The sequence below is a fragment of the Amycolatopsis sp. PSD-21 genome, assembly GCF_055561455.1.
Map to the genome: position 1 here is coordinate 4,920,519 of NZ_CM145712.1, position 12,277 is coordinate 4,932,795.

Consider the following 12,277-nt stretch of genomic DNA (forward strand, 5'->3'; position numbering starts at 1 on the left):
GTCACCGGCGCACGTCAGGGTGTGACAGGGATGTTGGTCAGCCCGTTCACCGCCCTCGACGCGGTGTTGGACGCGTGGACGACGTTGGGCCGTTCCGAGCACTTCGACGTCGAGGTGATCTTGATGGCGTACTGGCCGACGCCGCCGAGGTCGGACTTGTTGTCCCGCCACACGTTCCCGCACCCGTTCGGGAACGACGGGGTGGTCGCGGGATTGTGCGTCTCGTAGCCGTTCGCGAACGTCCCCGGCGAAGCGAAGGTGCCGGTGTTCCCCTCGATCACGTAACCGGATCCCTTGACGTCGACCCAGGAATCGGCCGAGTTCTGCCCGGAAACCCCTTGGCCGTCGAAGGTGTTGCCCCGGATGACGCCGTCCACGGTGCCCTCCTTGACATCGATGGCCTCCGCGGCGACGTACGGTCCGATGTGGTTGTCGAGCACCTGGATCCGGTCGCTGCGGTCGGCCCCGCCGGAGTTCCCGTGGCACGCCCAGTTGGAGTTCGCCGAGCCGAGGTAGACACCCTCGCCGTAACCCGCCTGCACGAGGCCGGTGTGGCTGATCGTCGAATCGCGGATGACACTGTCCGCCGAGGAACGGCGGAAGTGCACCGCCTCCTCGTCGATCCGGTGCACCCGCACTCCCTCGATCACGGTGTGGTGCGAGTTGTCCGCGACGATCCCCTTCTTCGACTCCTGCACGGTGAAGCCCTTGAGGTGCCAGTACGGCGCACCGTAGAGCCAGAACCCGTACCCGGAGTCCCAGCCCGCGGTCGGCGCCGGGCAGGAAGGCGCTTCACCGGACGGGCCGTCGTTGATCAGGACCGCCGACGCCGGTCCGGTCACCGTGATCGGCGCGGCCGCCGTGCCGGGTTTCGTGGCCACGAACGAACCTCGATAGGTTCCGGCGGCCAGCCGGATGGTCTGACCGGGGCTCGCGGCGGCCAGCGCGGCCTGTAGTTCCGCCGCCGTGCTCACGTCGATCACGTCACCCGCGGGAACGCTGGTGGTCGTGGTCGGCGGTTTGGTCGTGGTCGTGGGTGGGTTCGTGGTCGTGCTCGGCGCCCCTCCCCCGCACGGGCTGCCGTTGACCGTGCAACCGGTCGGCAGGCCTAGCCCTTTGGTGTTGAAACCGAACGACGCGGTGCCGCCGGGTTTGATCGTGCCGTTGAAGCCGGCGTTGGTGACCTTGTAGTGCTGGCCGGTCCTGGTGAGCACCGAGCTCCACGACGTCGTGATCGTGGTGCCCTCGGGCAGATCGAACTCGATCGTCCACTGTGTACTGTTCGCGTCACCCGCGTTGGTGAGCGTGTACTTGCCGCCGTATCCGCTGTCCCACGCCGAACTCTGGGCGAAGGTCGCGGTCAGGCTGGGCGCGGCGGCCTCGGCGGTGACGACGGCGCCGAACAGGCCCGCCGCCGACGCCGTGGCCGCGATCGCGGCGAGCAGTCGTTTCCTCGTCATTCCGTGCCTCCGCATTTCGTTCCGGCGATCGAGCACGCGACCGGCAGTCCCTGGCCGGCGGCGTTGAAACCGAACGTCGCCGTGCCGCCGGGTTTGACGCTGCCGTTGTGGGCCGCGTTCCCGAACCGGTAGTGCTGCCCGGTCCTGGTCGGCACCGAACTCCACGAACCGGTGATCGTCGTACCGGCGGGCAGGTCGAACTCGACCGCCCACGACCCGACGGCGGCCGAACACGTGTTGCTGATCGTGAAGGCGCCTCCGTAGCCGCTGTCCCAGACCGACTTACGGGTGAACGTCGCGTTCAGGCACGCGCTCGGGGTCTGACTCGTCGGCGAAGACGACGAGGTCGGAGAAGACGGCGAAGACGGCGGGGTGCCGTCGACGGACTTCAGGAACAGCGACGACGCGGCATCGGTCTTACTCGCGTCGACGCCGTGTCCTCCGGTGTAGTCCCGTTGCTCGTTCTTCGCCCAGTCGGCGATCGGTGCGCCGCCGATGTCGAGGTGTTTGTACGCCGTGCCGTCCCAGCCGAAGGAGTAGACGCGGTGCCGGTCGGCGTAGAAGTCGTTATACGGGCCGTTGTCCGCGAGCTGTTTGGTCATGGCGTTGTTGAAGAACACGTTGCGGTACCCGGAAGCACCCGACCACTTGACCGCCTTCTTGCCCGCGCCCCACCAGATCGGGAACCAGTTCGAGTCGTCGGGACCGCCGCCGCCCTCCTCACCGCAGTTGGCCCGGCAGTTCCCGGAGCGGTGCGCGTACGGGACCTTGACCGTGTTGAGTTCGAACAGGTTGTTGCGTTCCCAGCCTCCGTGCAGGTTCAGGTCGGAGTCGAACGAGTTGCCGATCACCACGTTGCCCGCGGCGGACCACTGGAAGGTGAAATGCCGCAGCAGGGTGGAGGTGTTGCCGGCGTAGAGCGAATCCCAGACCCGGGAGCCGCGGAAGTAGCCGTTGCCGCCCTTGCCCTTGTTCCACGAGCCGTTGAGTTCGTTGTCGACGATCTGGAGGTTCTTGGCCTCCTCGGTGACGATCGGATGCGACCCGGTCATGTCCGCGCGGATGCCGCGGACCCAGGAGTTCGCCGCCCATTTGAAGACGATCCCGTGCATTTCCGCGGCCGGTGCCATGTTCCCGTAGTTGTGGTTCGCCTCCGCGGGGTTCAGGCCCGGCATGTCCTGGGTGAAGCCGAGGTTCTCGAACCCGACACCGAGCACCGGGTCGACCAGCGGCGCCGCCTTCGAGTCGTAGGTGGCACCGTCGATCGGGGCCGAACCGTCCGAAGTGGAGTTCACCGGGACGTCGTACTCGAGCGGTTTGTCCAGGGTGATCGTGCGCGCGGACGTGTCGAGCGCCGCGATCGTGAAGATCTGCTGGCGCATGTGCATGTTCAGCAACGGGAACGTGGTCGGCGTCGCCTGTTGCTGCTCGTAGAACTTCCGGGAGTTGGCCGCCCTGATGTTGACCAGGTTCCCTGCCGCGAGCGACGTCAGTGCCCCACTGCTCGCCAGGTGGACGACCTTGTCTCCCGTCCGCGCGGCGAACGCGGTGTCGCCCGGTTTGCCGCGCAGCTTCACCCCGGCCTTCCAATGGACGTTGATCGTGCCCTCGAAGATGTCCCTGCGGTTCGCGGGCGCCGAGGCGTGATCGCTCGTATAGGACGTGTGCACTCCTCTGGACTGGACGCGGAACAGCCCGCGACCGGGCCACAGCCAGCCGCCCTTGCCCGCACCCGAGGTCATCCCGTCCTCGTCCCAGTCGGAACCGTCCGGGGTGAGGGTGTCGTAGAGGGTGTTCGCGTCGGGTTTGTAGACGAACTTCGTGGCGTCCTTGCCCGCACCACGCAGGATCAGGTAGTCGGCGTCGACGTGGATCTCGTGCGTGACGTCGAACCGGCCGGCCGGGAAGGTGATCGTGCTGAGCTTCGTGTAGCTCCCGGACGGCGAGCACGCGCTCTTGATCCCGTCGATCGCCGCCTGGATCCCGTTCGTGTCGTCGGCGCCGTCGTCGGGTTTGACGTTGTACTGGCTCGCCAGCTCGGCCGCGGTGACCTGGCAGGTGGCGTTCGGATTCACCTCACCGGAGCCGGGCAGCGCGGCACCGCCGCGATATCCGGCCTTGGACCAGTCGTAGAGGCCAGGGACCGGCGCGCGGCGGTTGGCCGCTCCGAGGTCTAGGCCGGGCAGCGCGCCGGGTCCCGGTGCCGCGTCCGCCGCCTGGGGCGGTACCTGCAGGAGTGCGGCGGTGGCGACCACGGCGGCGACCGCCGGGAGGGCGGCACGACGAAGAGGACTTTTTCGGGACACCCGAAACCTCCGTGACGGACTGACGGAAGGTGTTGCGGCGTGTACACCCGGACCTCGTCTTTATAGTTCACGTCCCTGTCGCTCGTCAACGGATGTGAATCATGTCCATGTATGTGAACGGAGCCGCACCGGCCCGCCCAGAGCGATCGCCCCCAAGGCCGCGGCCATCCCCACCGCAGCGACACCGCCCCAAAGCGGGCCCGGCCCCAACGGCAGCAGCAGGGAGCCGAGCACCGGCGCGAGAACCGCGCCCACCGACCAGCTCATCCCGGACACCCCCGCGTACGTGCCTTGCAGCGCGGGCGGCGACAGGAGGGACACGATGGTCGGGATCGAGCCCGCGACCGCGATCTCCCCCGCCGTCCAGACCACCACCGTGACCGCGAGCCCTCCCGCGTCGTGCACGAAGGCCGTCAGGGCGAACCCGGTGGCCACGATGGCCGTCCCCGCCGCCAGCACCCGGTTGGGGTCGAGCCGCGAGAGCCGCTTCCCGGCCAAGGGCTGCACGGCGACGATCAGGACACCGTTGAGCGCCATGACCAGTCCGAAGTGGACTCCGCTGATCCCCTGGCCCGCCATGGCGAGCGGCAAGGTGGTGAACGCCTGCGCGTACATCGCGCCGTAGGCCGTCGTCACGACACTGAAGGCGAGCATCACGGGGTCCCGGAGCACCGACCGCCAGGCGCCGCCCGTCGGTGCTGCCTGCCTGGACTCCGGCACCGCCCGCCACACGAGCACCGCGAAGGCGACCGCGACGGCGGCGTTGACGCCGAACATCGCCGTCGCGCCGCGATCGGCGAACCAGCCACCCGCCACCATCGCGACGGCGTAACCGAGGTTCACGCCCCAGAACAGCAGGCCATATGCCCGGGGCCGGACCTCAGGCGGGACCAGATCGGCCACCATCGCCTGCGACGCGGGACGGTAGGACTCGATGGTGAGCCCGAGCAGGAACGCCGTCACCGCCACGAACGCGAATCCGCTCGCGGCACCCATGAGGACCATCGACACCGACGTCGCGAGCATGCCGCCGGTCAGGGTCGCCCGGCGGCCGAACCGGTCGGCGAGCCTGCCCGCGACCACATGCGAAAGCACCGAGCCGATCCCGAACGCGGCCATCACCGCGCCGGTCTCGCCGATCCCGAAGCCCTGCACGCGGGTCAGGTAGACGGACAGGAACGGTTGCACCATCGCGCCGGCCCGGTTGACGACAATCCCCAGCCACAGCATCCAGAACGGACGCGGGAGCGACCGCGGCCCGGCGAGCGGGGAGGTGTGGGTGATCATGCGGTCCATCGTTGACCGGAGGTACCGGAGCCGATAAAAGTTTCAGTTGTGGCTGAATCCTCGTGGGCGGAGTTCGACTTCACGTCCAGCGACCTGGCCCGGTTGCGCTTCGCGTTCTCCCCCGCTTCCGAGGCGATCGCCAGCCTGCGGCTGCTCCAGGACCCGGGACGACACGCCGTGCACCTGCCGTGGATCCGCGCCGTCCGCCCGCTCCTCCGCGACCTCGACCTGCGCCTGCTTTTCGCGCTGGTCCCGCTCGGCGCCTACTTCGCGGACTTCCTGACTCCACCGCCGGCCAGTCCCGTCCCCGACATCGACGCCGAACTCGACCGGATCGCCCGCGCCGATCTCGGCGAGGCCGTCGCGGAGGCTTCCCGAGTCCCCGCAGCCGGGAGCGACGTCGTGCAGCGGTTCCTGGCGGACCCCGCCGCGGGGGTCGCGCGCGCCACCGAAGAGCTCCGGCTCTACTGGGACGTGGCGCTGGCCCGGTTCTGGCCGCAGATCCGGGGACTGTTCGAAGCGGAGATCCTCCGCCGATCCCGCCAGCTGGCCCGCGACGGGGCGGGGGCGCTGTTCAACGACCTGCACCCGAACATCTCCTGGGACGACGGGCGGCTGCGGGTGCGCACCCGCGCGTGGAACCGCAGCGGGCCGCTGGGCGGCGACGGGCTCATCCTTATCCCGAGTGTCTTCCACTGGCCCGACACCGCGGTGATGGCCGAGCCGTATCAACCGATCCTGGTCTATCCCGCGCCCGGCGTCGCCACCGTGTGGGCGCGGGACGTCGTCCCGACCACCGGCGCGCTGGACGCCCTGATCGGGCGGACCCGCGCCCGCGTACTCGTGGCCCTCACCGAGAGCGTGACGACGACCGCGCTGGCCCGGCGGCTCTCGATGGCGCCCGGCGCGGTCAGTCAGCATCTGAAGGTGCTGCACGACACCGGCTTGATCACCCGGCGCCGGACCGGGCGCGAGGTGTTCTACGCGCGCTCGGCGCTCGGCGACACCTTGTGCGCCAACGGGTCAGTGCTCACCTGAGCGGAACCGGTCGAGCACGCGGCGCTCCCGTTTCGTCGGACGCCCAGCGCCACGCTCCCGCCGCGCGACCGGAATGGCGGCCTCGGGCGGCGGCGCGGGCGTCCGGTCGATGAAGCAGGTCGCGGCGTCGGCGGCGCCGACCCGTTTCTGGATCACGCGCGTCACTTCCAGGATCCGCGTCGTGTCGTGCACCCGCGCACGCACCTCGTCACCGGCCACGACCGTGGTCGCGGGTTTGGCCGGTTTGCCGTTCACGCGGACATGGCCGCCACGGCACGCCGCCGCGGCGTCCGGGCGCGTCTTGGTCAGCCGGACGGCCCACAGCCAGCGATCAACTCGAGTGGACTCCACAACCGTACATAGTGGCCCATCCGTCCGCTTTATTGCCACCCGGCATAGCCGCAGGTATAACTTGTTCTAAATCCCTCAACGGTGAGGAAGATCACGTGAGCGACGAAACCATGCGGAGAAGCGCTTCCGGACAGTTATCCCGCCGCCTCTTTATTGCAGGAACTGGTTCTATCTTGGGCGCGGCCGCCCTCGGCGGGACCGCTTCCGCGAAAAGTTCGATCGCCGATGCCGCCCGAATCCCGGCACTCGTCGTCGGTTCCGGATACGGCGGCTGCGTCGCCGCGCTCCGGCTCGCCGAGGCCGGCGTCGACGTCCATCTCGTCGAACTCGGCATGGCCTGGGACACCCCGGGCACGGACGGCAAGATCTTCGCCAACACCACCAAGCCCGACTACCGCTCGTTCTGGCTGAGAACGCGGACCAAGCAGCCGTTGAGCAACTTCCTCGGCTTCCCGCTGGACAAGGACGTCCCGCGCCACACCGGGATCCTCGACGCCGAGGAGTTCGGTGGCATCACCGTCTACCAGGGCCGCGGCGTCGGCGGCGGCTCGCTGGTGAACGGCGGCATGGCCGTCACGCCGAAGCGCGAGAACTTCGGTTCCGTCCTTCCGACGGTGAACGCCGACGAGATGTACGGCGTCTACTACCCGCGCGCGAACGCGGGGCTCGGCGTCGCCACCATCGACCCGAACTGGTTCGAGACCGCCGAGTGCTACCAGTACGCGCGGGTCGGCCGGAAGCACGCGCAGCGGTCCGGCTTCCCGTTCCTGTTCGTCCCGGACGTGTACGACTGGGACTACATGAAGAAGGAGCAGGCGGGCACGGTGCCGAGGTCCGCGCTGGCCGGGGAGATCCTCTACGGCAACAACGCCGGCAAGAAATCGTTGCAGCAGACCTATCTCCCGCGGATCAAGGCGACGGACCGGGTGACGATCTCGCCGCTGCACCGCGTCACGTCGGTGACGCCCGCGTCCGGCGGCGGGTACACCGTGGTGATGGAGCAGCTCGACACCGGCGGCACCGTGACGGCGACGAAGTCCGTCACCGCGGACAAGGTGTTCTTCGCCGCCGGCAGCGTCGGCACGAGCAAACTGCTGGTCAAGCTCAAGGCGACCGGCGCGCTGCCGAACCTCAGCAACGAGGTCGGAAAGGGCTGGGGCGACAACGGGAACGTCATGTGCGGCCGGGCGAACCACATGTGGGACGCCACCGGGGCGCTCCAGTCGTCCATCCCGACCGCGGGTATCGACAACTGGACGGCGGGCGGCGCGTTCGCCGAGGTCGCGCCGTTGCCGACCGGTATCGAGACCTACGCCTCGTTCTACCTGTCGATCACCAAGAACCCGCACCGCGCGACGTTCTCCTGGAACCCGAGCGCGAACAGGGTCGACCTCGACTGGCAAACCGCGTGGAAGCAGCCGTCGATCGACATGGCGAAGACGATCTTCGACAAGATCAATTCCAAGGAAGGCACGATCTACCGGACCGACCTCTTCGGCACCTACAAGATCTGGGGCGACCACCTCACGTATCACCCGCTCGGCGGCGCGGTGCTCGGCAAGGCGACCGACAATTACGGCAGGCTGCACGGCTATCCGGGGCTTTACGTGATCGACGGCGCGCTGATTCCGGGGAACACCTCGGTCAATCCGTTCGTCACCATTACCGCGCTGGCGGAAAGGAATATCGAAAAGATCGTCGCCACCGATCTGTGACGACGATCCACAATAGGCCGGGGCCGCCACCCCGGCCTATTCTCACATTTTCGGAAGAACGCAGACGGTGTCGATCCCCAAAACGTGGTTCAGCCGCCCGAAGGCGAGCCAGGAGCCGATGCTCATGCTCAGTTCGACGATTTCCTTCTGGCTGTAGTGTTCGGCCATCCGCTTCCAGAAGTCGTCGTCGATGCCGTGGTGGTCGAGCGCGTAGCGTTCGGCGTACTCGGCGGCCAGCCTGGTCCGCTCGTCGAACGCGTCGGTGGTGCGCCACTCGGTCACCGCGTCGGCGAACTCCTCCTCGACCTTCACCCCGTCGCGTTCGGTCCGCCAGTCCAGGCAGAAGACGCAGCCGTTGATCTGCGCGATCCGCAACCGGGCCGCCTCGAACTCGCGGAGCCCCAATGTGGTGTGCGAGTACACCGCGAGCGAGAGTTGCGAGGCCGCGACGCCGATCCCGGGCACCATCTCGCCCCACACGTAGCCGATCGGGTCCTTGCCCTCGGGAATGTCGATGTTCATCGCGCGCTCCTTCCGAGCTTGCCGGTCGCCGGTCGCAGGGGGACGTCGAGTGCGTCGTAGAGGCCCGGTTTCGCGTCCACGAGCCAGTCGATGGCGCCGACCAGCCTGCCGACCGCGGTCGCGTTGCCGCCGGCGGACCGGTTCTCGCCCTCGTCGACGGCCTCGACCGAGACTTCGATCCTGGGACGCCCCTCGATGATCACCTTGTGCGCCCCGTCGCCGCTGGGCGGCATCGGCCAGTCCGGCGCGCACGACGAGTGGATCCGGGTGACGTGCTCGATGACGATCCGGGGCTCACCGTCCACGATCCCCTGCACTTCGAAGCGGACCGCGCCCTGAGTGCCCTCTTCGAAATCGCCCATCGCCCGCGTGGTCACGGTCTTCTCCAGCGGACGGCGGTCGAGCGTCTCGCGGATCTCGTCCAGGTCGACACCGAGACCGCGGGCGATCAGCCGCACCTGCCCGCCCCACACCATCGTGGGCACCGACGGGGCCAGCATCGGCGGCTCGTAGTCCATCGGCTGACCCATCCCGACCAGGTAGCGGACGGAATCCGGCTGATCGTAGGTGGAGTAGTCGAAGATCTCCTGGCAGCGGACGACGTCCACGGTGGTGCCGAGACCGCTGATCAGCAACGGCAGGATGTCGTTGCCCCACCCCGGATCCACGCCGGAGACGAACAGCGAGCCGCCGCCCTCCGCGATCGCCGCCAGCACCGGCTCGCGCAGTTCCGCGGGCGCGTTCCGCTGGTCGTACAACGCGTAGAGCGCGGGCGTCACCACCACCGCCCCGGCCCGGATCGCGCGGACGATGTCGGCCAGCGCGTCGGCGGGCCGGATGTCGCCGGACGCCGCGTACACCACCGCCCGGGGACCCGCCGCCAGAACCGCTCCGACATCATCGGTCGCCGCCACACCCAGTTCGCCGTCGATTCCCGCGAGCGCGGCCGCGTCACGGCCGACCTTCGCGGAATCGTGCACGAGCACCCCGGTGAGTTCCAGCGCCGGATGCGCGTCGACGGCCCGGATGGAGGCACGGCCGATGTTGCCTGTACCCCAGACAACAGTGGGAATCATGAGGTCGAGGTTAACCGAATCCAAGTACCGAAACAATTAGGAAAACCGCAGGTCAGAACGCATTACTCGGGTTCATTCCGGCGAGCAACGAAAGCGTTCCGGTACGCGGAACGGCCGCGGTTTCAATCGGGTTGAGACGCGACGGCGGAGGTGTGTAGTGTGCGTCCCGTGACGAGCCCCGAGTCGGACAGAACCCCGCCGCCGGTCATCCGGCGGCGAGTCGTCGTATCCGGCCGTTAGGCGTCGGCCCTCTCGCTTCCCGGTGACCGGAGCGCTGTTTCCGTGCGCCCGGCCGGGTTTCCTCCTGCCTCGCGCACGGCTCCTCCTGCTCACTTTCCCTTGGGAGTCGTCCGTTGCCCCTGTTCGTCTATGTCCTCGGCCTTGCCGTCTTCGCGCAAGGCACCTCCGAATTCATGGCTTCCGGTCTCGTGCCGGGGATCGCCGGTGACCTGTCCGTCCCGGTGGGCGCGGCCGCCGCGCTGACGTCGGCCTACGCCGTCGGAATGATCGTCGGCGCACCAGCCATGGCCGTGCTCAGCGCGCGCTGGCCTCGCCGCCGGGCCTTGGCCGGATTCCTGACCGCCTTCGTCGTGGTGCACGTCATCGGCGCCGTGACGACGAGTTTCCCGCTGCTGTTCGGCACCCGGATCGTCGCGGCCATCGTCAACGCCGGCTTCCTCGCCGTCGCCATGCCCGTGGCGGTCGCTCTGGCTCCACCGGGAAAGCAGGCGCGGGCGACCGCGGTCCTGCTCGCGGGTATCACGCTGTCGTGTGTCGCCGGAGTGCCGGCGGGGGCCGTGCTGGGTGATCTCGCGGGCTGGCGTTCCGCGTTCTGGGCCGTCGCCGCGTTGTGTGTTCCGGCGCTGGTGCTGGTGTTCCGTTCCGCGCCAGCCGGCGCGGCGGAGCCGCACGAAGTCTCGATCAGGCGCGAAGCACGTGAACTGAAAGCACCTCCCGTGCGGCAGGCGATGCTCCTCGGCGCGTTGGTGAACGGCGCCACCTTCGCGACGTTCGCCTTCCTCGCGGTCATCGCGACGGATGTCGCCCACCTCCCCGCCGGGGCGGTTTCCGGCCTGCTGGCGGCATTCGGCGTCGGCGCGTTCCTCGGTGTCACCGTGGCGGGCCGCAAGGGAGACGGCGAACTCCGCCGCGGCCTGGTGCTCGGGTTGTGCGCCCTGCCGGTGGGCTGGGCGGTGCTGGCGATCGCCGGCACGCACCCGATCGCCCTGTTCGTCGTGACGGCCGTCCAAGGTGGACTTTCGTTCGGCTGTGGTTCCGCACTCGTCGCCCGGGTCATGCACGTGGCTCCGGGAGCTCCGACGCTCGGTGGCTCGTTCGCGACGGTCGCGCTGAACGCGGGCGCGTTCCTGGGCCCGGTGCTCGCCGGTTTCGTCACGGAGTCGACCGGTGACTACCGCTACGCCATCTGGATCAGCGCGGCGATCACTCTCCTCGCGCTGCCGCTCGTCCTGCGAGAGAAGCGCACGTGAACCGCGCGGGCGGGTGGACGTCGAACCACCCGCCCGCGCGCTGGGTAGCATCGGCCGCATCATGGAGATGATCACTGTGCCCGCGGGCGAGGTGACGCTGACGGACCGGCGGACACAGCGGAACTGGACCGTCGAGGTCGCATCCTTTCTGCTCGCCCCGGTTCCGGTCACCCGTGAGACCGGCCGGCTCCCCCTCGTCGACGTCTCCTGGCAGGACGCCCTCGCGTTCTGCAACACCCTGTCCGAACGCGAAGGCCTGGCTCCCGTCTACCAGCTGGATTCCCTGGCCTGGGATCGGACCGCGAACGGCTATCGGCTGCCCTCCGAGGCGGAATGGGAGCACGCCTGCCGCGCCGGCACGACCGGCCCCCGCTACGGGCCGCTCGACGAGATCGCCTGGTACCGCGAGAACTCCGCGGAGTCCGTGCACGAAGTCGGCGGCAAGGCGCCCAACGCCTGGGGCCTGCACGACATGCTCGGCAACGTCTGGGAATGGTGCTGGGACGTGTACGACGCCGAGGTGTACGGCGAGTACCGTGTCCTGAAGGGCGGCGGCTGGTTCGACGAGCACTGGAGCTGCCGGGCTTCGGTCCGGCGCCGCAGCCACCCGACCTTCCGTGTCGACGACGTCGGCTTCCGCCTCGCCCGGTCACTGTGACCCCGCCGCCTCGACCTGATGATCACGCGATTGAATGACGGCACGGACACCCGGCCAGGGTGTCGGACCCTGGAGGAAACCGTGACCGGAACCGCTCCCCGAGACGTCGAACGCGTCTACTCCACCGCCGACGTCGTCGCGAAACTGCGCCGGCTCGCCGACGCGCTCGAATCCGAGACCTCTTTCCGCATCCAGATCGCCGGGGAACGGTTCCGCGTCCCCGCCCGCGCGCAGTTCTCGATCGAGCACGAGCGCGGTGACGGCGAGGAAGAGGTCGAGTTCCAGCTGAAGTGGAAGATCGAAGAGACCGACTCGGACGACGACTCCGAGGGCACCGTCGTCTGATCTGTCCATAAAGGACTTGGGCGGGCTCG

General features: G+C 68.7%; 11 protein-coding genes. 5 read left to right on the forward strand and 6 right to left on the reverse strand.

Annotated features, from left to right (window positions below; genetic code table 11):
• Positions 1–14: 14 nt before the first annotated feature.
• From ACZ1DY_RS23245 to ACZ1DY_RS23255, 3 genes are all read right to left on the reverse strand, one after another.
• A complete protein-coding gene (locus tag ACZ1DY_RS23245) occupies positions 15–1,460 on the reverse strand; it encodes a cellulose binding domain-containing protein (protein ID WP_465480817.1) in 1,446 nt (481 codons plus the stop codon).
• Positions 1,457–3,766: a cellulose binding domain-containing protein gene (locus tag ACZ1DY_RS23250; RefSeq protein ID WP_465480818.1), complete on the reverse strand. Its 2,310-nt coding sequence runs from the start codon at positions 3,764–3,766 to the stop codon at positions 1,457–1,459. Before ACZ1DY_RS23250 ends, ACZ1DY_RS23245 begins: the two co-directional genes overlap by 4 nt.
• A gap of 99 nt (positions 3,767–3,865) precedes the next feature.
• Positions 3,866–5,053 (reverse strand): MFS transporter, encoded by a 1,188-nt coding sequence (locus tag ACZ1DY_RS23255; protein WP_465480819.1) that lies wholly within the window; start codon positions 5,051–5,053, stop codon positions 3,866–3,868.
• 48 nt (positions 5,054–5,101) lie between these two features.
• On the opposite strand from ACZ1DY_RS23255, the gene ACZ1DY_RS23260 reads away from it, so the two are divergent.
• Positions 5,102–6,091, forward strand: coding sequence for an ArsR/SmtB family transcription factor (locus ACZ1DY_RS23260; protein ID WP_465480820.1), 990 nt, complete (start codon positions 5,102–5,104; stop codon positions 6,089–6,091).
• On the opposite strand, the gene ACZ1DY_RS23265 is transcribed toward ACZ1DY_RS23260, so the two are convergent.
• A complete protein-coding gene (locus ACZ1DY_RS23265; RefSeq protein ID WP_034318646.1) occupies positions 6,077–6,442 on the reverse strand; it encodes an RNA-binding S4 domain-containing protein in 366 nt (121 codons plus the stop codon). The two genes, ACZ1DY_RS23260 and ACZ1DY_RS23265, sit on opposite strands and share 15 nt — an antisense overlap.
• Before the next feature lie 173 nt (positions 6,443–6,615).
• On the opposite strand from ACZ1DY_RS23265, the gene ACZ1DY_RS23270 reads away from it, so the two are divergent.
• On the forward strand, positions 6,616–8,157 hold the full coding sequence (locus tag ACZ1DY_RS23270) for a GMC oxidoreductase (RefSeq protein ID WP_465480821.1): 1,542 nt from the start codon (positions 6,616–6,618) through the stop codon (positions 8,155–8,157).
• 42 nt (positions 8,158–8,199) lie between these two features.
• Here the strand turns inward: ACZ1DY_RS23270 and ACZ1DY_RS23275 are convergent, their stop codons facing one another.
• Together ACZ1DY_RS23275 and ACZ1DY_RS23280 are read right to left on the reverse strand one after the other, a co-directional pair.
• On the reverse strand, positions 8,200–8,679 hold the full coding sequence (locus ACZ1DY_RS23275) for a carboxymuconolactone decarboxylase family protein (protein ID WP_257486436.1): 480 nt from the start codon (positions 8,677–8,679) through the stop codon (positions 8,200–8,202).
• Positions 8,676–9,755, reverse strand: coding sequence for an NAD(P)H-dependent amine dehydrogenase family protein (locus tag ACZ1DY_RS23280; protein WP_465480822.1), 1,080 nt, complete (start codon positions 9,753–9,755; stop codon positions 8,676–8,678). The genes ACZ1DY_RS23275 and ACZ1DY_RS23280 overlap by 4 nt, the downstream gene beginning before the upstream one ends.
• Before the next feature lie 353 nt (positions 9,756–10,108).
• On the opposite strand from ACZ1DY_RS23280, the gene ACZ1DY_RS23285 reads away from it, so the two are divergent.
• The 3 genes from ACZ1DY_RS23285 (at position 10,109) to ACZ1DY_RS23295 (ending at position 12,248) form a co-directional block, all read left to right on the forward strand.
• Positions 10,109–11,245: a Cmx/CmrA family chloramphenicol efflux MFS transporter gene (locus tag ACZ1DY_RS23285; protein WP_465480823.1), complete on the forward strand. Its 1,137-nt coding sequence runs from the start codon at positions 10,109–10,111 to the stop codon at positions 11,243–11,245.
• A 61-nt stretch (positions 11,246–11,306) separates the two neighbouring features.
• A complete protein-coding gene (locus tag ACZ1DY_RS23290; RefSeq protein ID WP_465480824.1) occupies positions 11,307–11,903 on the forward strand; it encodes a formylglycine-generating enzyme family protein in 597 nt (198 codons plus the stop codon).
• Between the two features lie 81 nt (positions 11,904–11,984).
• Positions 11,985–12,248, forward strand: a complete 264-nt coding sequence (locus tag ACZ1DY_RS23295; protein WP_125677397.1) for an amphi-Trp domain-containing protein — start codon at positions 11,985–11,987, stop codon at positions 12,246–12,248.
• The last annotated feature ends 29 nt before the right edge of the window (positions 12,249–12,277 follow it).

Bases quoted from the DNA above. Each gene is read 5' to 3' on its own strand.
- ACZ1DY_RS23245 (WP_465480817.1), bottom strand. From the start codon at position 1,460: ATGACGAGGAAACGACTGCTCGCCGCGATCGCGGCCACGGCGTCGGCG.
- ACZ1DY_RS23255 (WP_465480819.1), bottom strand. From the start codon at position 5,053: ATGATCACCCACACCTCCCCGCTCGCCGGGCCGCGGTCGCTCCCGCGT.
- ACZ1DY_RS23275 (WP_257486436.1), bottom strand. From the start codon at position 8,679: ATGAACATCGACATTCCCGAGGGCAAGGACCCGATCGGCTACGTGTGG.
- ACZ1DY_RS23280 (WP_465480822.1), bottom strand. From the start codon at position 9,755: ATGATTCCCACTGTTGTCTGGGGTACAGGCAACATCGGCCGTGCCTCC.
- ACZ1DY_RS23290 (WP_465480824.1), top strand. From the start codon at position 11,307: ATGGAGATGATCACTGTGCCCGCGGGCGAGGTGACGCTGACGGACCGG.